General features: G+C 66.5%; 26 protein-coding genes and 1 pseudogene. 14 read left to right on the top strand and 13 right to left on the bottom strand.

All coding sequences use genetic code 11. The features are described 5' to 3' along the window. Positions 1 to 22 precede the first annotated feature (22 nt). The 4 genes from GUV69_RS09900 to GUV69_RS09885 all read left to right on the top strand — a co-directional run bounded on the left by GUV69_RS09900 (position 23) and on the right by GUV69_RS09885 (position 3,470). Positions 23 to 802, top strand: coding sequence for an NAD(P)-dependent oxidoreductase (locus GUV69_RS09900; protein WP_164201921.1), 780 nt, complete (start codon positions 23 to 25; stop codon positions 800 to 802). 79 nt (positions 803 to 881) lie between these two features. Then, positions 882 to 2,219 (top strand): TRAP transporter large permease subunit, encoded by a 1,338-nt coding sequence (locus GUV69_RS09895; RefSeq protein WP_164201919.1) that lies wholly within the window; start codon positions 882 to 884, stop codon positions 2,217 to 2,219. A gap of 10 nt (positions 2,220 to 2,229) precedes the next feature. Next, a complete protein-coding gene (locus GUV69_RS09890; RefSeq protein WP_164201917.1) occupies positions 2,230 to 2,484 on the top strand; it encodes a hypothetical protein in 255 nt (84 codons plus the stop codon). After that, on the top strand, positions 2,481 to 3,470 hold the full coding sequence (locus tag GUV69_RS09885; RefSeq protein WP_164201915.1) for a cyclase family protein: 990 nt from the start codon (positions 2,481 to 2,483) through the stop codon (positions 3,468 to 3,470). Before GUV69_RS09890 ends, GUV69_RS09885 begins: the two co-directional genes overlap by 4 nt. 40 nt (positions 3,471 to 3,510) lie before the next feature. Here the strand turns inward: GUV69_RS09885 and GUV69_RS09880 are convergent, their stop codons facing one another. Both GUV69_RS09880 and GUV69_RS09875 read right to left on the bottom strand, forming a co-directional pair. Beyond that, on the bottom strand, positions 3,511 to 4,029 hold the full coding sequence (locus GUV69_RS09880; RefSeq protein WP_164201913.1) for a GNAT family N-acetyltransferase: 519 nt from the start codon (positions 4,027 to 4,029) through the stop codon (positions 3,511 to 3,513). A gap of 46 nt (positions 4,030 to 4,075) precedes the next feature. Continuing rightward, positions 4,076 to 5,014, bottom strand: a complete 939-nt coding sequence (locus GUV69_RS09875) for a DMT family transporter (RefSeq protein WP_164201911.1) — start codon at positions 5,012 to 5,014, stop codon at positions 4,076 to 4,078. Positions 5,015 to 5,280: 266 nt separating this feature from the next. On the opposite strand from GUV69_RS09875, the gene GUV69_RS09870 reads away from it, so the two are divergent. Further along, the gene (locus GUV69_RS09870; protein ID WP_208786626.1) at positions 5,281 to 6,006 is read left to right on the top strand and encodes a hypothetical protein; all 726 of its coding nucleotides are present in this window, start codon (positions 5,281 to 5,283) and stop codon (positions 6,004 to 6,006) included. 13 nt (positions 6,007 to 6,019) lie between these two features. On the opposite strand, the gene GUV69_RS09865 is transcribed toward GUV69_RS09870, so the two are convergent. Together GUV69_RS09865 and GUV69_RS09860 are read right to left on the bottom strand one after the other, a co-directional pair. Then, complete coding sequence (locus GUV69_RS09865) at positions 6,020 to 6,616, bottom strand: dihydrofolate reductase family protein (protein WP_164201907.1); 597 nt, start codon at positions 6,614 to 6,616, stop codon at positions 6,020 to 6,022. 7 nt (positions 6,617 to 6,623) lie between these two features. Continuing rightward, positions 6,624 to 9,317, bottom strand: coding sequence for a PEP/pyruvate-binding domain-containing protein (locus GUV69_RS09860; protein WP_164201905.1), 2,694 nt, complete (start codon positions 9,315 to 9,317; stop codon positions 6,624 to 6,626). 100 nt (positions 9,318 to 9,417) lie between these two features. Here GUV69_RS09860 and GUV69_RS09855 point away from each other — a divergent pair, with 100 nt between their 5' ends. The 4 genes from GUV69_RS09855 to GUV69_RS09840 all read left to right on the top strand — a co-directional run bounded on the left by GUV69_RS09855 (position 9,418) and on the right by GUV69_RS09840 (position 11,237). After that, entirely contained in the window at positions 9,418 to 10,251 is an 834-nt protein-coding gene (locus tag GUV69_RS09855; RefSeq protein WP_164201903.1) for a hypothetical protein, read from the top strand. Positions 10,252 to 10,314: 63 nt separating this feature from the next. Further along, on the top strand, positions 10,315 to 10,458 hold the full coding sequence (locus tag GUV69_RS09850) for a hypothetical protein (protein ID WP_164201901.1): 144 nt from the start codon (positions 10,315 to 10,317) through the stop codon (positions 10,456 to 10,458). A 57-nt stretch (positions 10,459 to 10,515) separates the two neighbouring features. Next, positions 10,516 to 10,851 (top strand): PadR family transcriptional regulator, encoded by a 336-nt coding sequence (locus GUV69_RS09845; protein WP_244292851.1) that lies wholly within the window; start codon positions 10,516 to 10,518, stop codon positions 10,849 to 10,851. Further along, complete coding sequence (locus GUV69_RS09840; protein WP_164201897.1) at positions 10,848 to 11,237, top strand: hypothetical protein; 390 nt, start codon at positions 10,848 to 10,850, stop codon at positions 11,235 to 11,237. The genes GUV69_RS09845 and GUV69_RS09840 overlap by 4 nt, the downstream gene beginning before the upstream one ends. 102 nt (positions 11,238 to 11,339) lie before the next feature. Here GUV69_RS09840 and GUV69_RS09835 read toward each other — a convergent pair whose 3' ends face one another. Further along, positions 11,340 to 12,041 carry a DUF4386 domain-containing protein gene (locus GUV69_RS09835; protein ID WP_164201895.1) on the bottom strand — a complete coding sequence of 234 codons (702 nt, stop codon included), beginning with the start codon at positions 12,039 to 12,041 and terminating at the stop codon, positions 11,340 to 11,342. A gap of 90 nt (positions 12,042 to 12,131) precedes the next feature. On the opposite strand from GUV69_RS09835, the gene GUV69_RS09830 reads away from it, so the two are divergent. Continuing rightward, positions 12,132 to 12,809, top strand: coding sequence for a TetR/AcrR family transcriptional regulator (locus tag GUV69_RS09830; RefSeq protein ID WP_164201893.1), 678 nt, complete (start codon positions 12,132 to 12,134; stop codon positions 12,807 to 12,809). Here the strand turns inward: GUV69_RS09830 and GUV69_RS09825 are convergent. Next, a complete protein-coding gene (locus tag GUV69_RS09825) occupies positions 12,798 to 13,508 on the bottom strand; it encodes a DUF2306 domain-containing protein (protein ID WP_164201891.1) in 711 nt (236 codons plus the stop codon). The genes GUV69_RS09830 and GUV69_RS09825 overlap by 12 nt on opposite strands. 430 nt (positions 13,509 to 13,938) lie before the next feature. Between GUV69_RS09825 and GUV69_RS09820 the strand changes: the two genes are divergently transcribed. The 3 genes from GUV69_RS09820 to GUV69_RS09810 all read left to right on the top strand — a co-directional run bounded on the left by GUV69_RS09820 (position 13,939) and on the right by GUV69_RS09810 (position 16,475). After that, a complete protein-coding gene (locus GUV69_RS09820; RefSeq protein WP_244292681.1) occupies positions 13,939 to 15,204 on the top strand; it encodes a GmrSD restriction endonuclease domain-containing protein in 1,266 nt (421 codons plus the stop codon). 41 nt (positions 15,205 to 15,245) lie between these two features. Next, positions 15,246 to 15,941, top strand: coding sequence for an excalibur calcium-binding domain-containing protein (locus GUV69_RS09815; RefSeq protein ID WP_164201887.1), 696 nt, complete (start codon positions 15,246 to 15,248; stop codon positions 15,939 to 15,941). Positions 15,942 to 16,154: 213 nt separating this feature from the next. Further along, positions 16,155 to 16,475, top strand: a complete 321-nt coding sequence (locus GUV69_RS09810) for a GYD domain-containing protein (RefSeq protein ID WP_164201884.1) — start codon at positions 16,155 to 16,157, stop codon at positions 16,473 to 16,475. Positions 16,476 to 16,534: 59 nt separating this feature from the next. On the opposite strand, the gene GUV69_RS23235 is transcribed toward GUV69_RS09810, so the two are convergent. From GUV69_RS23235 to GUV69_RS09785, 6 genes and pseudogenes are all read right to left on the bottom strand, one after another. After that, positions 16,535 to 16,936 (bottom strand): VOC family protein, encoded by a 402-nt coding sequence (locus GUV69_RS23235; protein ID WP_223883949.1) that lies wholly within the window; start codon positions 16,934 to 16,936, stop codon positions 16,535 to 16,537. Between the two features lie 48 nt (positions 16,937 to 16,984). Further along, positions 16,985 to 17,446, bottom strand: a pseudogene (locus tag GUV69_RS23230) (SRPBCC family protein); the annotation flags it as partial. Positions 17,447 to 17,653: 207 nt separating this feature from the next. After that, positions 17,654 to 18,115: a hypothetical protein gene (locus GUV69_RS09800; RefSeq protein WP_164201880.1), complete on the bottom strand. Its 462-nt coding sequence runs from the start codon at positions 18,113 to 18,115 to the stop codon at positions 17,654 to 17,656. Continuing rightward, positions 18,112 to 18,543, bottom strand: coding sequence for a DUF2177 family protein (locus tag GUV69_RS09795; protein ID WP_164201878.1), 432 nt, complete (start codon positions 18,541 to 18,543; stop codon positions 18,112 to 18,114). Before GUV69_RS09795 ends, GUV69_RS09800 begins: the two co-directional genes overlap by 4 nt. Beyond that, positions 18,540 to 20,408 carry an AMP-dependent synthetase/ligase gene (locus GUV69_RS09790; RefSeq protein WP_164201877.1) on the bottom strand — a complete coding sequence of 623 codons (1,869 nt, stop codon included), beginning with the start codon at positions 20,406 to 20,408 and terminating at the stop codon, positions 18,540 to 18,542. Before GUV69_RS09790 ends, GUV69_RS09795 begins: the two co-directional genes overlap by 4 nt. Then, positions 20,405 to 20,890: a MarR family winged helix-turn-helix transcriptional regulator gene (locus GUV69_RS09785; protein WP_164201875.1), complete on the bottom strand. Its 486-nt coding sequence runs from the start codon at positions 20,888 to 20,890 to the stop codon at positions 20,405 to 20,407. Before GUV69_RS09785 ends, GUV69_RS09790 begins: the two co-directional genes overlap by 4 nt. A 110-nt stretch (positions 20,891 to 21,000) precedes the next feature. Here GUV69_RS09785 and GUV69_RS09780 point away from each other — a divergent pair, with 110 nt between their 5' ends. Continuing rightward, entirely contained in the window at positions 21,001 to 21,870 is an 870-nt protein-coding gene (locus GUV69_RS09780) for a DUF1295 domain-containing protein (protein WP_164201873.1), read from the top strand. Here GUV69_RS09780 and GUV69_RS09775 read toward each other — a convergent pair. Next, positions 21,863 to 22,564 carry a DUF998 domain-containing protein gene (locus GUV69_RS09775; protein ID WP_164201871.1) on the bottom strand — a complete coding sequence of 234 codons (702 nt, stop codon included), beginning with the start codon at positions 22,562 to 22,564 and terminating at the stop codon, positions 21,863 to 21,865. The two genes, GUV69_RS09780 and GUV69_RS09775, sit on opposite strands and share 8 nt — an antisense overlap. Positions 22,565 to 22,568 lie beyond the last annotated feature (4 nt).

Genomic DNA, 22,568 nt, shown 5'->3' with positions numbered 1-22,568 from the left:
CGCAAGAAAGACAGAGAAAATCATGACAGCGGTAACCGTCATCGGACTCGGCGAAGCCGGAGCCACCTACGCCGCGGCCCTCACCGCCGCCGGCCACAAAGTCACCGGGTTTGACCCCGTAGCCCCGAGTACTCCCGCCGGCGTCACCCGCGCCGAGACCGCCGCCGAAGCCTGTGCCGGTGCGCATGTCGTCCTTGTTATGACGGGAGCCGCCGCGGCGCGCAGCGTCGCCCAGGAATGCCTGCCTGTCCTCGCCGCAGGCAGCTGCTACGCCGATTTCACGTCCTCATCCCCGGGAATGATGCGCGAACTCGGGCAGCTTCCCGGCAAGGCGGACTTCGCCGACGTCGCAATTCTCGGACCCGTGTCCGCGCTGGGGGAGAAGACGCCCCTGATGGTAAGCGGTCCGGGAGCCCGGGCCGTCGCTGAACTGTTGGTCCCCCTCGGTGTGGAGGTCGAGATCGCCGAGGGGGAGCCCGGGGCAGCCATGGCCCACAAACTGCTCCGCAGTGTCCTGATGAAGGGTCTGGCCTCGGTCGTGGTCGAGGCTGTCACCGCCGGCAAGGCAGCAGGCCTGGAAGAATGGATCCGGGTGCAGATCGCGAACCAGCTGGCCGGCGACGGCCAGGCAGTCATCGACAGGTTCCTGGCGGGCACGACGAAGCACGCCATCCGCCGTTCCAAGGAAATGCAGGACACGGCGAGCTACCTTTCGGACCTTGGCGTGCCGGCAGAGATGACCACGGCATCGGCCAAGGCCCTCGCCCGTCTCGCCCAGGAAACGGCACCGGCATTGCGCTGACCCCGCGCTGGGGCACAATCATGAACAGGGATCACGTGAACTACGCAACGGCAGCCTCAACACCGTCAGGAGCAGCACAATGATTGGCATCTGGGCACTCGGGGCCTACTTGGCAGTCATCCTGCTGTGGACCACCGTGGTCAAGCGCAGCGTCGGGGAGGCCATGATCCTCGGGTTCCTGGCGGTGCTCCCGTTCACCGGCGCCGCAGCAGGACAGATCGGCTGGACGGCGTTTTACTCGGCCATCACCGACGAGATCGTCTATGCCACCATGGCATTCGTCTTCATGGGCTACCTGCTGGACAAAACCGGCGTGCTCGACCGGCTGATTGACCTGCTGAACTCCCTGATCGGCGGGGTCAAGGGCGGACCGGCATGGGTTTCCACCGTGGCATCGGCTGGCCTGGGCGGGGTAGTCCACAACCAGGCCGCCATCGCCGCGACAGTGGGATCGGTGACCATCCCCTGGATGGAAAAGTCCCGCCTGGACAAGCCGGCGGCGGCCACGCTCGTGGCCGGCAACGCGGGAATGGGGATCACTTTTCCGTTCAGCGCCTCGATGTTCGTCCTGGTCGGGTCTGCCACGGTGGGGCCGCTGCTGGACATCAATGCCCTGGTCCTGCCGCTGCTTTTCGGGGGCTTGTGGTGCTTCCTGCACCGGCTGATCGTGACCTGGCTGCTGGTCCGCAGGAGTGGAATGACCCCGCTGGACGCTGCCCACAGGCTGCCCGTCCGCACAGCTTTCGGCCGGGGCTGGGCCACCCTGCTCCTGTTTATCGTGGTGGCCATACCGTTGGTCATCACCACGGGTGCCCTGGCCAGTGCTCTGTCGGACTGGACCGGCGGGGACATCACAAAATCCGTCAGTGTGATCGTCTGGATTCCGGTGGTCCTGATCATCACCGGCATCCTGCTGGGCCGTAAGAATCTTCCCGCCGGCGGACGGGCCTGGTGGGCGCTGCTGCAGAACTCGGCACCGCGCTTCGGCGTTGTCGGCGTCACAGTGGTCTTCGCCTTCGCCGGAGCCAACGCCCTTGCCGCCACCGGCCTTCCCAAGCAGATGACCGCACTGCTGAACGGGCTGAACCTGCCCTTGTGGCTCCTCGCGATCCTGATCGGGCTGATCATCATCGCCGTGGCCGCGCCCCTGTCCGCGACCGCCACCATGGCCGCGGTCGGAACCGTGGGCGTTGCCACCCTCGTCGCTGCCGGTGTTCCGGCAACAACGGCAGCCGTGGCCGTCCTGGTTTTCTCATCCTGTGAAGCGGCGGTCCCGCCCGGAGGTGCTCCGCTCTACGTTGCCTGCGGCATCGCGGATGTGGACCCGATCAAGACCTTCGCCAGGCTGCTGACCCACTATGCCCTGCCGCTGCTTGGCATCGGCGTCCTGATCATCCTCGGCGTCCTGCCCATCTAAGGAACACCACATGCATAAGATCCGAAGGGCCGTTGAAGTCCTCTTCGTCGTGACCCTGGCGGCCCTCCTCATGGGCGGCGTCGTGTTCGTCGCCGGACAGGCCGTCGCCCTTGTCGCCGGCAAGGGCGACTGGCTGGAGTTGCTCAACGAGACCATCAAGCCGCCAATGTGCATCGCCGCCTCCGTCTGTGCGATCGCAGGCTTCCTCCTCAGCTATAAGCGCCAGCAGACGCAGGCCCAGCCGCAGGAAGCAGGGGCGCGATGACCTCCTTTGCCGGGGACGCAACCTATCCAACCTTCGCGGAGCTGCTGGAGCGGGAGGGTGCATTGGCGGGGACCTCATGGAGGCTTTTCCCGGACGCAACCCGGGGGACGCCGTCGTTCATTACACGGCGCGCGGTGCTGGATGCCAGCAGCTGCATCAGGACGGGAACGGCTTTCGGGCTCGACTATCCCGCCGATGCCTTCGACCCCGGCATGTCGCTCAAACGCGGGGCTCCCCGGCACACCATCTACTCCTCCCACCCCGCCCACAGGGACGATTACCTCGACGGGTACTATCTCCAGGGATCCACACAGATCGACGGGCTAAGGCACCGCCGGGCGGACGACGTCGGCTTCTACAACGGAACGCCGGATGACCGTATCCGGGAAGGGACGCCGGACCTCGGCATCCAGGAATGGGCGGACAACCCGATTGCCGGCAGGGGAGTGCTTGTGGACCTCGACGGCTACCGCACAAGCCAGGGTGCTCCCATCGACCATGCAGGGGGTGAACCGCTGGACCTCAACCTGATCAAGGCGGCGATCCAGGCTCAGTCCGTCAGCCTCCGGCAGGGTGACATTCTGATGCTCCATACCGGGTGGTGCGAGTGGTTCCTGGCCCTGACGCCGGAGGAAAAACAGCGCACCCGCGACAGCCGCCGCGCCACCGGCGTCGCCCAGTCCCGGGAATTCGTTGCATGGGCGTGGAACCACCGCCTTGCTCTCCTTGCCGCCGACAACTTCGCCCTCGAATGCCTGCCGGCCGTTTCGGCCAGTCCCTACGTTAAGAGCGCGTTCAACGACCACGGCATGATGCACCAGCAACTTCTCGCCAAACTGGGCATGCCGCTCGGCGAGCTCTGGAGACTCGGACCCCTTGCCCGGCACATGAACGCCACCCGGCACTGGGACGCCTTCATCACCATCAAACCGCTGAACCTCACCGGTGGCACCGGATCGCCCGCCAATGCCACGGCTCTGACATGACCTCAGCGCGGCTATCGCAGCTGGTTACGCAGGCCAGCCGTCACACGGTGTCAATCCAGTAGCGGCGCTTGCCGTTGCGCGTGTCCTCGTACACGCCGCCATTCTTTTCAATCGTCGCCCGCGAGCCGAAGTTGTCCTCGTCGCAGGTGAGCAGTGCCCGGCCGATGCCCAGGTCCCGGGCCGTCGGCAGGGCCTCCGCCAGGGCAGCAGAGGCGTGCCCGCGGCGCCGGGCGGAAGGCCTGACGCTGTAGCCGATGTGCCCGCCCTGCTCGAGGAGGAAATCGGTCAGATGATGCCTGATGGCCAGGGAGCCCAGGAACGTCCCGCCGTCCACGATCCACAGGTAGGTGCAGGGCACGTGCCCCGGGGGGCGCGGGCTCTCCGGCAAGGCATCGTTGCGGAGCGAGTCCACAAACCGGCGGAAGGTCCGGGCCTCCTTGAGTTCTGCCACCGGCCAGCCGTCTGAACCGCCGCCGTCCTGGCGGGTTCCATCAAATTCGGCGGCTCCCTCCAACCAGGAGGAGTGGTAGCTGACGTCGGGGGCGAAGAGGAGAGGCATCCCAAAATCCTAGTTGCCGGGGGCGGCGGACCGCAGCAACACAGTACTAATCCACGGCCCGTGCCTGAGGAGCATTGCCCATCCGGGGCGGTTGGGGGCGCCTGGCGAAGGCCTCCTTGTTGGCCAAAGCAACACCGGCGATGACAACGGTCCCGCCGAGCACCTGCGCGAGGGTGAGTGCCTGTCCCGTCAGGAGGGTCAGGATGGCGGCGAACACGGTGATGAGGTTCAGGAAGACGCCGGCCTTTGCGGGTTCGATGGTTTGCAGTGCCCGGTTCCAGAGCAGATAGGACAGCAGCGACGGGAACACCGCGATGTACGCCATGGACCATGCGGTGCCGGCAGTCTGTGGCAGGTCGATGCCCTGGACCAGGGCCACGGGAGTCAGCGCCGCCACGAGGATGAATGCCTGCAGGGCGGTGGAGGTGATGGGCGGCAGGCGGGGTGCCCGGCGCCCGATAATCGTGTAGGCCGTCCAGCTGACAATCGCCCCGAGCATCATCAGATCCCCGGCGTTGTGCTGTGCTTCCAGCAGGGTGACCAGGTTGCCTTTGCTGAGGATCACCAGCACGCCCAGCAGGGCGAGCAGCAAGCCCACGACGGCGGCCCTGCTGAGACGTTCGTGCAGGAACAGGACCGAAGCCACCACAATCAGCGCCGGGTTGAAGGCGTTGATCAGCGAGGCGTTGAAAGGATCGGTGAACTGCAGGGCGGCGTAAAGCAGGAAGTTGTAGCCTGCGAGGCCGAAAAGGCTCAGCGCCAGCAGCCAGGGCCAGGCACGCAGGACCAGCCGCCACGCCGGGCGTTCGACCACCTGCGCCACGAGGAACAGCGGCACCACGGCCAACAGCCACCGCAGATAGACCAGGCTCAATGGGCTGAGTTCGGCTACCGCGATCTTTCCCACAACATAGTTGCCGGCCCAGAAAAGCGTTGCAGCAACAAGGGAGAGGGCAGCAACCAGCATCGAACGTGACAGACGCATGGGCCTCCTCCTGGCCACTGCGGGCCGAGTCCTACTTCATCAACACCCTCCCACACGGCCGGGACAAAAGCTCAAATGGGGTAGGCGCTGCAATATACGGGCACGTGCCGGCCTCTTAATATTGTTTGTACGGGTGGACGTGAAAGACCGTCCGCTCCAGCCCCGTTGTTGCAATGGAAAGTCCGGCGATGCGTCGTCCAATATGGCGATCACTGGCAACGTTGGGATGCCGCCGGCCTGGAGAGGAGAACCCGATGGAACCGCGCGTGGAAACAAAGGCACCCTGGGGAAGGATCGGTGCTATTGCGCTTCCCCTTGGAGTCATCCTGCTGGTGGCCGCCACAGCTGTGCACCCGTCCAGGGAAAACGTCATGAACCACACGGCGGTTTTCACGGAATATGCACAAAGCGACGGCTGGATTGCAATCCACTTCACACAGTGGGCCGCCGCCCTTGTGTTCTTCGGCGGGCTCGTGGCACTTTACTTTGCGATGACCGCCAAACGCGAGGGTCCCAACACGCTGGTCCGCTTTGGGCTGGCCGCGGTGGTGCTGACAGCGGCGGCCATCACCATGCTCCAGGCAGTGGACGGCATTGCCCTCAAATGGGCCGTGGATGCCTGGGTAAATGCTCCCGCTGATCAGGAGTCTTCGGCCCTTTCGGCCGCCATGGGACTGCGATGGACCGAATACGCCCTGCAGAGCTATTCCAACCTCCTTCTGGGGCTCACGCTGATTTTCTTTGGTTTGGCACTCGCGTACGGCAGCGTATTCCCGCGCTGGCCGGGCTGGCTGGCTGCGGCGTCGGGGGTCGCATGGATCGTCCACGGACTGATGGTTTCCTACGTCGGCCTCTTCGACTCCGTGCCACGGCTGGTGGCTCTGGTCCTCATGGCTATCTGGGCAATTGCCATGGCCGTGCAATTGTGGCCGAGGGGCAGCCGCGGGGAGGCAGCCCGCTCGTCGGCGCCGGCCGGGCCGGCTACCGCATAATTCAACAGCTTTTTCAGTGCACAACCCGGTAGGTCACGTGCGTGACGAGGCGGGTGCCGCGCACTTCGGTGGGCTCCAGCGTGAGATCGGTGACGCCGTCGAGCGGCCGCTCACCCGCGCCCAGGAGCACGGGTGCCGTGTGGAGCCGCAGCTCGTCAATCAGGCCAGCCGCCAGGAACTGCTGCACCGTCCTGGCCCCGCCGGCAATGGCCACGTCCCTGCTGCCTGCCGCCTCCCGGGCCTGTGCCAGCGCGGATTCGATGCCGTCGGTGACGAAATGGAACGTGGTGCCGCCCGCCATCTCCAGCGGATCGCGTTGATGGTGGGTGAGCACAAAAACGCGGGCGTGATACGGCGGTTCCTCGCCCCACCAGCCCCGCCATTCCGGGTCCCACGGGCCGGGGCCGGGACCGGCGAACATGTTCCGGCCCATGATGTAGGCGCCGGCGGAAAGGATGCCTGCCAGCTCGGCCGCGTTGTTTTCGGCGTCCTTGAACATCCACCCATGCAGCCGCTCGCCGTTCTCGCCCAACGGCTCCGTCATGCTTTGATTAGGGCCGGCGAGGTACCCGTCGAGGGAGATGGTCAGATCGCACGTGACTCGGCTCATCCGCCCATCATGCCACCGCCCGTGCGGCCTTGGCAGTAGCCGGCTGCTCGATGGTGACCGTACCGGCGTCGCCATCAACCCGGATCTGCTGCCCGCTGGTCAGCCGCCGCGTGGCCACTCCGGTGCCAAGCACGGCCGGGATGCCGTACTCGCGGGCCACGATGGAGCTGTGGCTCAACGGGCCGCCCACGTCTGTCACCACGGCCGAGGCCATGGCGAACAGCGAGGTCCAGGCCGGCGTGGTAATACGGGCTACCAGGACCTCGCCGGGCTCCATAAGTGAGAAATCCTGGGGACCCCGCAGCACCCGGGCCGGAGCGGTCACGCGGCCAGAGCTCGCGCCTGCGCCCTTGATGACGTCGCCTGACTGGTGCTGTGAGCCTGCCGGCATCATGGATCCGAAGGCCTTCTCCATCCACCGGCGCTCAGGCAGCATCTGCGGGGCGGCTGCCCTCGCCTGGCCACGCCACAGCATCCTGCGCTCCTCAACGGCGGCCGCGCGGACCGGCCGCCCGGCTCCGCTGATGGCAACGCCCGTGGCCCCGCCTCCCGCTCCCGGCGCGGCCAGCCCGAACTCGACGGCGCTCCGCAGCTCCTGGTGTTGCAGCCAGAAGACGTCGTCCGGCAAAGCGATCACGCCGGAGTCCACCAGCCGCCGGCCGAGTTCGAGCAGCATCCGCCGCAGCAGCGGCCAGGCCAGTCCGACGTCGGCCAGGGCGTCCTCGCGGATCGGCGCGGTGGTCTGGGCCCACCGGAGCAGGCGGCGGAACGCGGCCCTGCGCCGCGGCCCGAGCCGGGCTGCCATGGTGCCGGTAAGTTCATCCCGGCGCTCAGCCAGCTGCCGCTGCCGCTCATGCGGGTCAGCGCCCTGCCCGCGAAGGTAGAACTTGACCGTCTCCAGCAGGGTGGAAGGATCATCGGCCGGCACCGGGCTGGCGAAGTCCAGGTTGTAGACCGTGTGGCCGAACCGGTCCAGATGTTCCTGGAAGCGCTCATGCCACGGCTGCCAGAACGCAGGCTCAACCCCCGCGGGCGGGGTGCCGGCGCGCTGGGACTCAGCGAGCGCCGTCGTCGGCTGGTTGAGTATCGCCGAGGCGAGCCCGGGAACGTCGCGGTCCCAGGCAGCGAGGTCGAAGAGCGACTTTTCCGCGCGGATGGGCTGGCTGTCGTAGCCAAGGAGGAGCGTCCGGGCGGGGGGATCGCCGTCGCGCCGGACCAGATTGTCGTAGAAAGCGGCGAAGGAGAGTTCGCTGGTTGCCGCGAGCGGGATGATGGACTGCACGGCCGTGTAGTAGACGGCGCCCGCGTCCAGCAGTGCCCGGGCTCCGGCCAGCAGTTCCTCGCCGGTGAGTTCAGCAAGGGGCTTAGCCACCCACTCCTTGATCACCTGTTCGTAGCGCGGATGCGAATAGTCGCGCCAGCCCGCAATCCCCATGTGCGCCTTGCCACGGGCCAGCGCACCCATCGCCGTGAACATCCTGCCCAACATCCGCACCATCCCCGAGTTGCGGTAGTAGTAATACGCGTAGCCGTTGATGGTGGGCAGCCGCACGTCGCCCTCGCGGAGGACGTTTTTGCCCACAGCCTCGGACATCAAGAGCCGCAGCGAGCGGGAAACCGAACCGTCAATGAGGTCGGCAAACAGCGGCGAGAGCGGGTCCGGCAGCTGTTCCACAATGCTCGCGCGGAAGTAGAGGCCCTTGGGGTACGGCACCTCCCAGGTGTCCGGGGTATCGGCCGCGGGTTCGGGGAGGGCCGTGATGGGCCGGGACTGCACGAGGAAGAACCTGCCACCGGAGCGCGCCCACTCGATGTCCTGCGGCGCCCCGAAATAGTCCGCTATCCGTGCCCCGTAGCCGGCCAGCTCGGCCGCTTCGCGGTCCTCCAATACAGGCGCACGACGGCGGGCTGCCGCCACCGGCTCCTCCCGGATCCCGTTCTCGGCGGTCACAGTCATAACGTCCTTGTCGGCGGTCTGCCGCGACACCACGGAGCCCGTCCCGGCGTCGACAATCACGTCATCCGTGGTGACCGCGCCGCTGACCACTGACTCGCCGAGGCCCCAGGCGGCACTGATCACCGTCTGGTCGCGGCGGCCGTTGGACGGGTTCGCGGTGAACATCACCCCGGCGGCGTCGGCGTCCACCATCCGCTGGACCACAACGGCGAGGCGCACCTGGTCCGGCTGGATGCCCTGGCGGGCGCGGTACGCCATGGCGCGTGCGGTCCACAGCGACGCCCAGCACCCGAGTACCGCGGCGGACAATGCCGCCATCCCGCGGACGTTCAGGTAGGTTTCCTGCTGCCCGGCGAAGCTGGCCGTGGCAAGGTCCTCGGCAGTGGCTGAGGAGCGCACCGCAACTGCGGTGTCGCCGTCGCCGTCGCCGAGCCGTTCGTAGGCGGAGCCGAGTCCGGCCGCGACCTCGGCCGGCATGGTGCCGGTCTTGAACAGGGTCCGGATCCGCCCCGAGGCGGCCTCGTACTCCTGCGGGTCCGCGCCCGGTGGCAGCGCGGCCAGTTCCTGGATGGCAGCCTCGAACTGGTTGGCCTCGACGAAATGCGAATAGGCGGCGGTGGTCAGGACAAACCCCGGCGGCACAGGCAGCCCGGCCTGGATGAGGCCGCCCAGTCCCACGGCCTTGCCGCCGGCTACGGCGACGTCGCCCCGTCCCACATCGGCCAAATCGTTGACATAGGTCATGACTCCGCGTCCTTAGTGCGCCCGCCGTTGGGCGCCTGCAGTGAACCTGATGCTCAACATACTGGCACTGCGGGGGAGAGGAGGCCATAGACTCGGACGCATGTCAGCTCATAGGGGGATGCCGGCTTGGCACAGAGGAGTCCTGTTCGTTGCGGCCGCGATCGCAACCCCGCTCGTTCTGGCGCTCGCGGGGTGTGAGTACAGCGGCCCGGCTACGCAACCGGCGTCCTCCCCGGCAGCAACGCCGCAACCGAGGTCTTTCGAGGAAAACGCCGCTGAGGTGGGGCACCTGCTAGGGACCCCGCCGTCGGATCCGGGTATGCCATCGGAGGCGGAGCCCGCGGGGAAGCTGTTCCTTGTCCTGGCGCCAGGTGACTACATCGTTACAGGTGCCTGCGCCGGGGCTTACGGGGCCAAGCTCACCATCGTGAGGGGCGACGGGATGCCCGAAGCGTCGGGCTTTGAGTGCAGTTCCGCACTGGACCGGTTCATCAGGCACGCCGGCGGCCCCATCACCATCAGCGCGGTTCCGCCGACGGGAAAACCGGCCGCAACGGGGGTCAAAGTGCAGACCAACCCGGACCCGCGGTGGTCCGAGATGGAGGACTTCGGCGAGTGGTCACGGCAGCAGATGCAACCGCCTCTGCCGGGCGAATTGAGCGGGGCCAACAGATCGAACACACCCGCCGTCGGGACGCTGATGGCCAAGCCCGGCCAGTACGAACTCCGCTTCGTCTGCGACGGATCAGCGCGCGCCGAGCTGTCGGTGTCCACCGCGGCAGGTGCTGAAGTTTTAGCCCCCGTGCAGGTCCCGTGCGACGGGCAGGTGTTCACGGCACCCGTGCTGCTGCCAACCGAGGGTGCAGACGTGAGAATGAGCCCGGACGGTGGCGTGGACGGCCGCTTCGCATACAAGCTTGTGCCAACCGGCTAACAGTGTTCCGCGGGATGCGTGTCTTGGGATTCGCCGCGCCTGCACGTCACCTATTCTCGAGTGGTGGGTACGAAACAGACAGCCGAGTTGGAGGGGCAGACCTCCATCAACGAGCTGCTCGACGAGCCGATCGGCGCCACCCACATCCAACTTGTCCTGCCCATCCATGTCCAGCTCCCCACCGGGGAATTCCGCCGCGTGTCCTGACCCGCACTCCTGCTATTGCCACGCTATCTAGTTAGTGACTATCTAGATGTGGATGACATGGAGTTCGACCAGGAGCTGACCCGGGCTGCTCTCCAGCAGGCAGTTTTAGGGGTGCTCAGCCACGGCGAACGCCATGGGTACGCCATCGCCGAGGTCCTTCGTCACCACGGTTTCACCCGGATCAAGGGCGGAACGCTCTGTCCGCTCCTCAAGAGGCTGGAGGACCAGGGCTTCGTGGAGCACGTGTGGCACCACGAGCAGGCAGGCCCGGGCCGCAAGCAATTCACCCTCACCGAGCGGGGCCGTGATGAGTTGAAGCGTTCGGCAACAGCCTGGCAGCGCATGAGCCAGGCCCTCACCCAGATCCGAAACACGCGACACGACCAACCATGAGCTACGAGCGAAACCTGACCTTCAACCTCAGGCTCCGCGGATTGTCTGAAGCCGAGATCGCGGAAGCGATGGCCGAGGTCCGGGCTCATGCGGACGCAGCCGGGACGCCCGCGGCGGCCGAGTTTGGCCCCGACGAGTATGCGCGGCAGTTTCCCAAGCAGAAGCGGAAGACCCGCGGAAGCGCCATCGCCAAGGCAGGACTTCTGCTGGCCATCGCCTACCTGCTGTTCGCGGTCCTGCTGATGGCCGCCTTCAGGGTGGATATTCGCGATTTCGTGGGACCTGTCACGCTCCTGCCGGCCGTCGCAGTCATCCTGGTCAGCCTGCTCGCCGGGTTCCTGACCGATTACATTCGGCCCGTGCGGGATTCCCGCGCCGCCAGGTAGCTGTCCTGCCTGCTGCGTCAGGGCACTCGGCAGTGCGCCGCCGTCGTAAATTACGACGGCGGCGCACGGGTTGGGAATGCTGCGCTGCTTGGGTGCATGGCCTCAGCGGATGCTGAGCTTGCGGCCTTTGATCAGGAGCCAGAAGATGCAGCTGGTTTCGCCGATGATGGCGAACAGGCCGTACATCGGAGTGAATCCGTCCACCAAGGCAACGCCGAGTGCGTCGATGATGTAGCCGATGCCAGAGATGGCCAGAAGAATTCCGAAGATTTTTGGGACAAAGGTCGAGCGCAGTTCCAGATACCCGATCACGATGAGGTAGAGCCCGAACAGCCCCAGGCTGATAAGCCAGATGGTGCGGAAGGATTCAATGGCGTGCAGGGCCCGGTCCGGATCATCGAGCAGGGTGTAGGCGTAGGCAAGCTGGCTGGTGGCGATGGCGAAGATCCCGGCGAACGTGACCCGCATCCAGGCCGCGGCGGCTGATAGTCGCCGGTTGACGTTCTTGAAGAGTGCGTACCAGGCACCAGCTACCGGCACGTCGAGCAGGATCACCAGGAAGATGCACGCGACGCCGGCGAGGTAAATCGGCGCCGACTGCGAGATGTCCTGGGCGGTCTTCGTTGCGTCGCCGGGAGTGATGAGGGGGGTCACGCCGCCGAAGTAGCCGGCCGTCATCAGGACCACCATGGCCAGCAGGGCCAGTCCGGAGATCAGGCTCGCGGAGGCGGGGGACCACTCGCGGAAGTCCAATTTCGAAGGGCGTTGGGAAGTGGCGGTGCGGGTGGCGAAGAGAGTGCTCATGACGTCTTCCTTACGTTGTAAGCTTATGATGTAAGTAAGCTACGCCTACGGTGTAAGGTAAGTCAATGGAGCCAAACGGAAGAGGGGGAAATGCCAGCCAAGAAGAGTCAGCGGACTGAAGGCCGCGCCCGGCTCAGCAGGGACCGGGTGCTTGAAACTGCCATCAGGCTGGCGGACGAAGGAGGGATCGATAAACTCTCGATGCGCCGGCTGGGAGAGGAGCTGGGTGTAGAAGCGATGTCGCTCTACAACCATGTCTCTAACAAGGAGGACCTGTTCAACGGGATGATTGATGCCCTCTACGGCGAGATCGAGCTGCCGTCCCATGACGACGACTGGAAGACCGCCGTGCGCAAGCGGTCCGTATCGGTGCGGGCAGTACTCCTGCGCCACCCGTGGGCCAACGGGATGATGGACTCAGCCACCCAAGCCGGGCCGGGCACGCTGCGGCACCACGACAGGGTGCTCGGTACATTCCGGAACGGGGGGTTTTCCCTGGCCATGACGGCACACGCCTTCGCCGCGCTGGACAGCTACGTTTATGGCTATGCCAAGCAGGAAAAGGCACTCCCCTTCGACTCGGGGGAAGAGGCGGCGGCCATGGCCAACGTCATGCTCGCTCAATTGCCGCCCGGCGAATACCCCTATCTCCATGAACTCATGGCCAAACATGTCCTCCAGCCGGGTTACAGCTATGCGGATGAATTCGCCTTCGGGCTGGACCTGGTGCTTGATGGTTTGGAGCGGGCAAAGGATTCAGAGGCCTGAGGGCGGCGCTGTCCGGACTCGCGGTGCCGAGTGCTGGGCAGCTCCGCGGGCCCGCCGATAGATGAAGAACTCGGCCACCGCCAGACTGAGGACCCAGGAAGCCCCGATCAGCAGGGCACGGCTCAGTTCGGTGACGGGCCCCACCAGGACGATCCACGGGATGGTGACCACGGCAATGGTTCCCTGGGCAATGCCGATGGCATAGGCGCGGGACATCCACTCGCTGTGCCGTACATAATTCCGGCGCCGCACCGCGAGGAACCCGAGGACGATGAACACCACCATGGCAGAGCCGAAGGCAAGCCGGAAGATCAGCAGGAGCGTCCCGTCGAGGGGCGGCAAATCATAAAAGACCGCCATCCACAAGCCCGACAGGGCAGCCAGCAGGCCGGTGGGAACAAGGAGGCGGCCAGCCATTTTGTGCCAGCTGGCCCTGCCGGGTTTGCCCCGCCGGAGTGAGGGGACGAATTGGAACGCGCCCAGCACCAGGTACACGGTGACGGTGGGAATATGAATCAGCACTGGGGCCGGCGAGTCGAAGAACCGCACGTTCTCCGGGGTGATGTGGCCTCCCGTCAGCTCTGTCAGGCGCACTGTCCCGGCGATCAGCGGTATGAGGCTGAGGAAGATCAGTGCGGCGGGCACCAGCCACCGGAACCGCGGGTGTGGACGGGGGCGGGGAAGTGTTGCTGATGTCATGGGCCCGCTTCTCTGGTTCATGTGTTCATATGTTCCTGCGGAGGCAACAGGTGAATGCCGAAACTGGCGGCCGGAATAACAGTGCCCAGAGCACCCTGTTCGTACGGTGTACGCCCAACGTACTGCAGCGGCTCCGAATATGCGATAGGAGTCGTTCTCCGGTCAAGATCGGCTCAAGTCTCCATCAAGGTTGTCAGAGATTCACCCCAATTTCGGTTTCCCGGGCGTCCTGGGAATTAGGCTCGGCATTTACGTGAACTTTCAATAGAAAAGGTCGGGCTCAGCGTTGAGCCCTGCCTATTGGGGAAAAGCAATGTCGAACTATCAGACCCTCTTCGGGTCAGCACCTCCTGCCCCTGTGCCCGGCCCGAAGCCGCCCCGCAGGCCTCGGGCTTCAACACTTATCGTTGGCGGCATCACAGCCCTGTTTATGATCATCGGTGGGGTCACGGGCGGGGTTGGCGGCGCACTCGTTTTCCTGGCCGTCGCGGCCGCCCTCACCGGCCTCTACGTTCTGGCCACCGGACGCCGCTCCTGGGCGGGGCTCCCGGCCAAACGCCGGGCCGGAGCCATTGCGCTGGCAGTCTCTTTTGCCCTTTTCATCGGCGGTGCCGCCGCCCTGCCGCGGACGGGTGCGAACGAACTGGAGGCAGCCTCCTCGGACTGGAACGCTGCCCCGGCGACCGCCACGGCGAGCCCCTCTCCGGAAGGTTCGCCGACGCCGTCGTCCGCTCCCACGGCGCAGGCGACGGGTGCTCCGCTCGATCCCGACACGGCTTACGCCCTGGCGAACGGCACCAGCGCCGAGGCACCGAAGACGCAGCCGGCGTACGCCACGAAGGCGATCGACCTGCTGGCCACCCTGCCCATCAAGGGCCGGGCGCCGAAGACCGGATATGACCGGGCGCTGTTCGGGCAGGCGTGGATGGACGTGGACCGCAACGGCTGCGACACCCGGAATGACATGCTCAAGCGCGACCTGACGGCAATCGAGTACACCAACAGCGTGCCCTGCAAGGTCCAGTCCGGCACCCTGGCGGACCCTTACACGGGCACCACTATCAGCTTCCTGCGGGGGAGTGCCACCAGCAGTGCCGTCCAGATCGACCACGTTGTTGCCCTCAGCGACGCCTGGCAGAAAGGCGCGCAGCAGCTGACCGCGGAACAGCGGACAGCGTTCGCCAACGACCCGCTGAACCTGCAGTCGACGGACGGCCCCACCAACATAAAAAAGGGCGACGGCGACGCCGCCACGTGGTTGCCGCCGAACAAAGGCTTCCGGTGCGAATACGTGGCCCGGCAGATATCGGTGAAGGCAACGTACAGCCTGTGGGTCACCCAGGCAGAGCACGATGCGATGGCCAGGATCCTCGCCGACTGCGCCGGCCAGCTGGCACCGACTAATGCGCAGGCGCCTGTTGTCGCGGCGCCCGCGCCTGCCCCGGCCGTGGCACCCGCCCAGGTGGCACCCGCTCCGGTGGCGCCCGTTCCCGCTCCTGCACCCGTGCCTGTGGTACCCGCCCCTGCTGCTCCCGCTCCGGCCATACCGGCACCGGCCCCTGCAGCGCCGGCCGCCGCTTACTACGCCAACTGCGCCGCAGCGAAGGCCGCAGGGGCGGCACCGATTCTTGCCGGTCAGGCCGGTTACCGCGCGGCCCTGGACCGCGACGCCGACGGCGTGGCCTGCGAAAGCTGACTCTCTTCCATCACTCGTTACAGACTTTCCAAGGGGGAAAAATGAAAAAGACACTCGCACTGGTTGTACTCACCGGGCTTATGCTCACGGGTTGCGGTGGCACGAAGGAGGCGCAGCAGCCGACTGCCGCTGCTGCGGTTGTGGCAGATGCCGTCGCTGTGCCAAGCGTGGTGGGCCTGGCGTTGGACAAAGCGACGGATCAGCTCAAAGATCTTGGGTTCGAGGTCAAGGCCGAGGACATCGTCGACGGCAATACGATCATGTCAAAGAAGAACTGGCAGGTCATGACCCAGGACCCCGCGGACGGCTCACAGGCCGCCAAGGGCTCCACCGTGAACCTCGGCGTCACGTCCCTCGAAAAGCTTGAGGCGGAAAAGGCCGCCGCCGACACGGCGGCAGCAGAGGCGGTTGCTGCCGAGAAGGCCGCAGCAGACAAGATTGCGGCGGAGAAAGCCGCGGCGGACAAGGCGGCAGCAGATCAGGCCGCCGCGCAGCTGGCTGCCGAGCAGGCTGCCGCCCAAAAGGCAGCCGAGGCAGCGGCACAGGCGGCGAAGCCGGCACCCGTCGCTCCGGCACCTGCACCCGCCCCTGCACCGGCCGTCCAGGCACCGGCCGCCGCCTCTTACGCGAATTGCACAGCCGTGCGGGCCGCAGGCGCTGCGCCCATTTACGCCGGTACACCCGGCTACGGGAAGCACCTCGACCGGGACGGCGATGGCATCGGGTGCGATAAGTAGGGGCCTACCCGCCGGAATTTCCCGCGACGGCGGCCCCTGGAAGTCCGCGAAGGCAGGGCGGGCAGCACTTTGTGGAACGTCTTGTCACCACGTTCAGGTGGGCCTACGCTATGGCCACGGCCCCACGCCGGGGACCGGCCAGGACCCTCCCTCACGGGGTGCCGGGCACATGCTGGGATGCCGCGTCCTGGACATTACGGGACAGGAAAGACCATGACCAAGTATCTGTTTGAAGCCAATTATGTGGGCGAGGGAATCAAGGGGCTCATGCGTGAGGGCGGCACCAAGCGTCGTGAGGCGCTGACGGAGGCGCTCCGCTCCGTCGGGGGAACTTTGGAGTGCTTTTACTACGCGTTCGGGGACGTCGATGTCCTGGGCGTGTTTGAGGTGCCGGACCAGACGGACGCTGCGGCCCTTTCGCTGATGATCAATTCCAGCGGCTCCGTGGACGTGCGCTTGAAGCCGCTCATGACACCGGAGGACATTGACGAGGCGGCCAAGAAGACCCCGTCATACCGCGCACCCGGGCAATAACCACCCGGGCAGTAACCGCCCGGGAACTGAACGCGTGCGCGGTTCCAACTGAAATCCGCTCACGCGGCAGGCTCGTATCCGACAAGCCAGTGAAGCCCATGACGGTCAATGACCTGACCGTCGGAGGCGCCCCACGGCTTGGGGGAGAGCGGATCGAGCACCGACCCGTCAACGGAGAGTTTGTCGAACCACTCGTGGAGGACCGCCGGCTCAGCGGTTCCCAGCAGCGAAAGCATGATGCCCTCGAGCCGGACCGTTGACTGGCCTTCGGCTGCATCCGATCCTGCCAGGGCCACCACGCCGTCGAGCGTTCCATGGGCTATGGCAGTGGGGTCGCCGTCGCTCCTGCCGAAGTCCTCATACGTGTAGAGGGACAGCTCGCCGCCGAAGACATCCGAGTAGAAGGTCAGCGCTTCGCGCGCCGTTCCCGGGAAAGAGAGATAGACACGGGGCCCCGCCATGCGTCCGCTGGTCACGGGGGTTATGGCGGTGCTGTCCTTGACCCGGTCGATGGTGGCAGCCCAGCCCTCTTGGGTGCCTTCCCGGATGAGCTTTTGCACCTCGTTGATGTCGAGGTGCGCAGCGAACCGGACAGTGAGGACGAGTTCCGTTTCGCTGCCGGCGCCGTTGAGCTGCACCGTGACAACAGGGGCGCCCAGCTCGTTCCCGCCGTCGAGCTCCGGCCAGCCGCCTGCTGCTCCCCACCGGAAGACGAGCCGTTCGTCGGGAACGATCTCCAAGTAGATCCCGCCTGTGGGGTAGCTAAGGTCCTCATTGACCACCATCTGCTGTTTCCACGTTCCCCCAACGCGGAGGTCCACCTCAATAGGCGTGGCGGGTGTGGGCATGTCCGGGTTGTAGAACCAGGCGAGGTGTTCAGGGTCAGTCCATGCAGTGAATACGGCGTGCCGGGATGCGGCAATGACCCGGGTTAACGTGAAGCTACGGTCCTGCGTCGGGTAGTCGGTCATCATCTGTCCTCCGGTTCTGTCGGCTCATCGGGGTCGATCCTGCTTTATGGCGGGCCGAGCGTCAAGGAGATGCAGCCGTGCCCTGGAGATCCCCCCCGCCACCCCCTGAGCTGGAAATCCCGGGAAGTCTATCCGCCGAGAGGGTGCCGTCTGGCCTGCGGAACTGCTTGTGCTGGTTGAACATCAGGCAAATCCTTCCGGCAGGCATCAGACCTCGGCGCATTCGCCCTTGGGCATGGACGGGTGGCCGAACAGGACGAAATGCGTCCCGTCGTCCTCCATCACGGCCACATAGCTTGGACCGAAGATGGCGACGGCGGCCTCGCAGATGGCGATCGCCGTCCTGGCAGGTTCGCTGCCGTCGGCACCGCGAGGGTCAACAAGGCTGGTCCCGATGGTCATTCTGCCGGGTTCGCTTTCCGTGGCGGACCTGATCTGCTTCACCCAGGTCGCGTTGGCGTTCGCCGTTGTGAAGTCCGCGGTCCTGTCGGGATCGATTGCGGACGCAGGCAGCGATTCGGGCGCCGCAGCGGTCTGGCTTGGCGCTGTTGTCCCTGTGGGAGCCGAAGGCGCAGTTGGGCCGTCCGGGGCAGTCCCGGCCGATGACGACGCGCACCCCGTGAGCAGCAGGGCGGCAATAACCGCGGCGGCGGGCAGGGCGTTGTTCACCGCGCGTCCCGCTTCACCAGCACCCGCCGCAGGGCTGTGACCGTCAGCCAGGTGACCAGGGCGCAGGCCCCGGCACCCCAGAGGATGTCCGTCACGGCCACCACGGCGGGGAAACCCTTGAGCACAGCGAACGCCGTCAGGGCCCACGTGGCGTAGGTGAAGAAGCCGAACAGGGCCGCCCCCGTGACGCGCTGCCGCAGCGTTGCCCCGGCGTCGTTGGGCCGCACGCCGTAGTGCACCATCCCGGCCACGAAGATCAGGTAGAACGCAGCGGCACCTGCGGCGTTGGGGCTGGCGGCGATCAGGTGGCCGATCTGGCTCTGGTAGAGGTTGCTCGCCACGAAGCTGATCCAGACGAGGTCCAGGACAGCGAAGATCACGGCGGTGACGGCATAGGAGAGCAGCCAGCGTTTCAGTGCGGGGTTCATGCCTGGGTCCTTTGGTCGGCGTACAGGTTGTCCACGATGTGCCGAGCCCGTTCGGTGAAGGCGCCGCGCTTGAGCTTCATGGTGGGGGTGACGTTGCCGTTGGTCTCGCTGAGATCGGCCAGCAGCAGCACAAACCTGCGCACCTGCTCGGACCGCGCGATCTTCGCGTTGGCGGCACTGACGGCCTTGCCGATGGCGCCGAGGAGCCGGGCGTCCTCGATCTGCACCGCGCCGCCGTCGTCCGGGATGCGCAGGCCGGCGAGATCCGCGATGCCCTCACGCTCGGCCCAGGCCGCCACGGACTCCGGGTCCAGCAGCACCAGCCCGCCCAGGTACGGCTTGCCTTCACCCACCATCACGGCGTGGGCCACCAGGGGATCTCCCTCCACGTAGCCTTCCCAGATGGCGGGGGAGATGGTCTTTCCGCCGGCGGTGACAATGACGTCCTTGATCCGGCCCTGCAGCGTGAGGCGGCCCTGGTCATCCATCGAGCCGAGGTCGCCCGTGCGGAAGAACCCGTCCGTGAAGGCTTCCGCATTGTCCGACGCGCGCCGGTAGCCGGCGAACACGCCAACGCCGCGGGCCAGCACCTCGCCCTGGTCCGAGATGCGCACCGTGGTGCCGGGCATGGGGACGCCCACCGACCCGGCGCTGATGGCTCCGGGCAGGTTCCCGGTCAGCGGAGCCGTGGTTTCGGTCAGGCCGTAGCCCTCGATGACCGGCAGGCCCAGGCCGCGGAAGAAGAGGGACAGCTCGGCGTCCAGCGCCGCGGCGCCGGAGAGCAGGTAGCCCAGCCGGCCGCCCACCAGCGTCCGGAGACGGGCGTGGAACAGGCGGTCGAACAGCGCCCGCCGGGCACGCAGGCCGAGCGGGGCACGGACGGTTGGATCGGCGTCGTACGCTTCCTGAAACCGGCCCCACTCCCCGGCGGTGCGCTGCGCCACAGCCCAGACCCGGCCCAGCTTTTTGGACGCGGCGGCAGCGGCGGCGGACGCCTGGATTTTCTGCAGCACGCGCGGAACCACCACCAGGAAGGTGGGCTTGAGCGCGCCGAGCGCGGGCACCACGTCCCGGGGATCGGACAGGTGCGCGATGCGCATCCCGTTGGCCAGGCAGATCAGCTGCAGGCCGCGCGCCAGCACGTGCGCCATGGGCAGGAAGATGATGGTGTTGCCGCCCTCACGCACCACATCCGTGTACGCGGCGGCCACGTTCAGGACCTGCCCCACGAAGTTGCCGTGCGTGATCAGGGCACCCTTGGGCGCGGCGGTGGTGCCGGAAGTGTAGACGATGGTGGCCACCGCATCGAGGTCCGCGAGCAGGCGCCGGTCCTCCACGGCACTGTCCGGAACGCCGGCGCCGAGCAGCACCAGGGCGGCCAGATCCGCTCCCGGGCGGGCGTCCATGGTCCAGACCCCCAGGCCTGGAGTCTCCGCGGCGGCAAGCCCCGGCTCGAGCAGCGCGGCTTGCGGGGCGGTGCCGGCCACGGCCAGCCGCGCCCCGGCGTCGGCCAGGATCGCGTTCACCTGGGGTGCAGCGGAGGTTTCGTAGATCGGAACCACGACGGCGGCGGCGAACCACGCTGCCATGTCTGCCAGCGCCCATTCGTAGCGCGTGGGGGACATGATGGCCAGCGAGTCCCCGGGCTGCAGGCCCGCGGCGATGAAGCCTTTGGCCAACGCCCGCACCTCGTCCACGAACTGCCGGGTGGTCACCTGCCGCCACGGGTCGGTGATGGCCGCATCGGGGGCCCGCACCTCGAAGGCAACATGCTCCGGGCTGGTCCGGAACCGGTGCATCAGCAGCTCCGTGGCGTTTCGGTGGCCGGCGGTGGAAACCAGCGGCGGGGAGGTGAACTCTTTCAACGGGCATCTCTCTGCGAAAGGGTGTGAAGGTGGTCCTGCATCTGGAGCAGCATGGCTTCGAGGAAATCCCCGACGACGGCCTGGTGCGCCGGGGGCAGTGCGGTGAGGTAGCTGTTTGTGGCAGTCATAAGCGGCCGGGTGAGGTCCGTGATCCGGGCGGTGGCTGCGGGGGTGATGCTGACGTGGACCTGGCGCCGGTCACCGTCGCCCCGGTTCCGGGCCGCGTAGCCTTGCGCTTCCAGCCGGCTGATGATGGCCGTGGTGGTGGCGGCGGTGGCACCCAGTTCCGCGGCGAGCGTGCCCACGGTGACCGGGGCGGACTGTGCGAGCGCGGACAGGGCGCGGTAATCAGTGAGGTTCAGGCCGAGCCGTCGGGCCACCTCACGTTCGGTTTCATTGGCGAGGGTGTACATGGCCTGCAGCGTGAACGCTGCCGGGTGGACAGGTGCCGTCCCGTGGACCCCTCCTTCTTGCGTTTGCATGTATCCACAGTACTCACATATGTTTGATGTTCAAAAGCGATTGAATAATAGGCTGACTAGTTGAGTGGCTGTCTAGTTTTGTTGCTACATAAGGTTGGAAGGAAGCTGTGATGAAGGAATCGGACCGCAAGGCGCTCATCATCCTGCCCGTGGTGGTGGTCATCGGGGCGCTGGTGGCTGTGGCCGGCAGCCAGGACGGTGCCGCCGTGGGCGGCTGGCCGCTGTTCGGCCTTGCCGTTGCCGCCGCCTTCCTGATCCAGTGGCTGGTGTTCATCCATGCCTGGAAGGCGCAGACCGAGAAGTACTACGACTTAACCGGCGCCCTGACCTATATCAGCATCACCTTGTTCCTGGTGCTGCTCAGCCCGGACATGGATGCGCGGGCCTGGCTGCTCGCCGCGATGGTTGCGGTATGGGCGGGCCGGTTGGGGACCTTCCTGTTCCGCCGGGTCAGCAGGCACGGCAAGGACGACCGCTTCGACGAGATCAAGCCCTCGTTCGTCCGCTTCCTGAACACCTGGACCGTGCAGGGGCTCTGGGTGGTCCTCACCGCGGCCGCGGCATGGATCGCCATCACCAGCTCCACCCGCGTGGCCCTGGACTGGTGGGCGCTGGCCGGTGTTGTGGTGTGGGCTGTCGGCTTCGGCATCGAGGTTGTGGCGGACAACCAGAAGGGCCGGTTCAAGGCGGACCCGGCCAACGAGGGCAGGTTCATCTCCACAGGCCTCTGGGCCAGGTCCCGCCACCCCAACTACTTCGGCGAGATTGTGCTCTGGATCGGCGTGCTCCTGATCGCCATCCCGGTGCTGCAGGGGTGGCAGTGGGTGGCCCTGATTTCGCCGGTGTTCGTGGCGCTGCTGCTCACCAAGGCCAGCGGCATCCCCATGCTGGAGAAAAAGGCCGAACGGAAGTGGGGCGGGCAGGCCGATTACGAGGCCTACAAGACGAACACCCCGGTGCTGATCCCCAAGCTTAAGTAGTGTTCTGTGGGTGCGCGCCCGCGTTTGCGGGGCCGCCCACCGGACTCTTCCAGAGCACGACGGCGAGGATCGCCACCCAGAGCAGGAACGTGCCGATGCTGATGCGCTCGCTGATGCCCAGCACCAGGTTCGGCCCTGGAGCGGCCATAAACGCGACCACGCCCAGCACCGCCGACGCAGCCAGCGACGCGATCGAGTACCAGCGCATGCGGCCGTGGAAGCCCGCGGCCACGAAGCACATCGCGGCGACCATGAGGGCGAGCTGGACGTTCGTGGCGACGATATGCATGGGGATGGAGGCCTCGTCGCCCAGCGTCAGCGGGTAAAGGCCGCCCATGACGTTCCACAGCCCGTAGGCCGTGAGCAGTCCGCCGCCGATCCGCAGGGCCCGGTTGCCGCGCACCGAGATCCAGACCCCCACCCCGAAGGCAGTGAACAGCACGGTGTAGAGCCACGTGAAGGGGAGCAGGACCTCCCGGCCCGGGGAGCCGACGGCGAACAGCTCGCTCACCATTTGCTCGGCGCGGCGGTACCCGTCCCATCTGGAAGCCGCCACAACGTCCGTGGCAACCACATAGAGCAGTGACGAGAGCAGCCCCGCAGCGAGCAGGGCTTTGCGGATGGCGTCACCGTGCTGGCCGGGTTGCGGCACGGCCTGCATACGGTGCGGGAGCCGGCGCTTGAGGAGTGACATTTCG

This window comes from [Micrococcus luteus] ATCC 49442 (assembly GCF_010367585.1).
Taxonomy (GTDB): Bacteria; Actinomycetota; Actinomycetes; order Actinomycetales; family Micrococcaceae; genus Arthrobacter; species Arthrobacter luteus_A.
The sequence above is the reverse complement of the archived record's forward strand: the minus strand, read 5'-3'. Positions and strand labels throughout refer to the sequence as shown.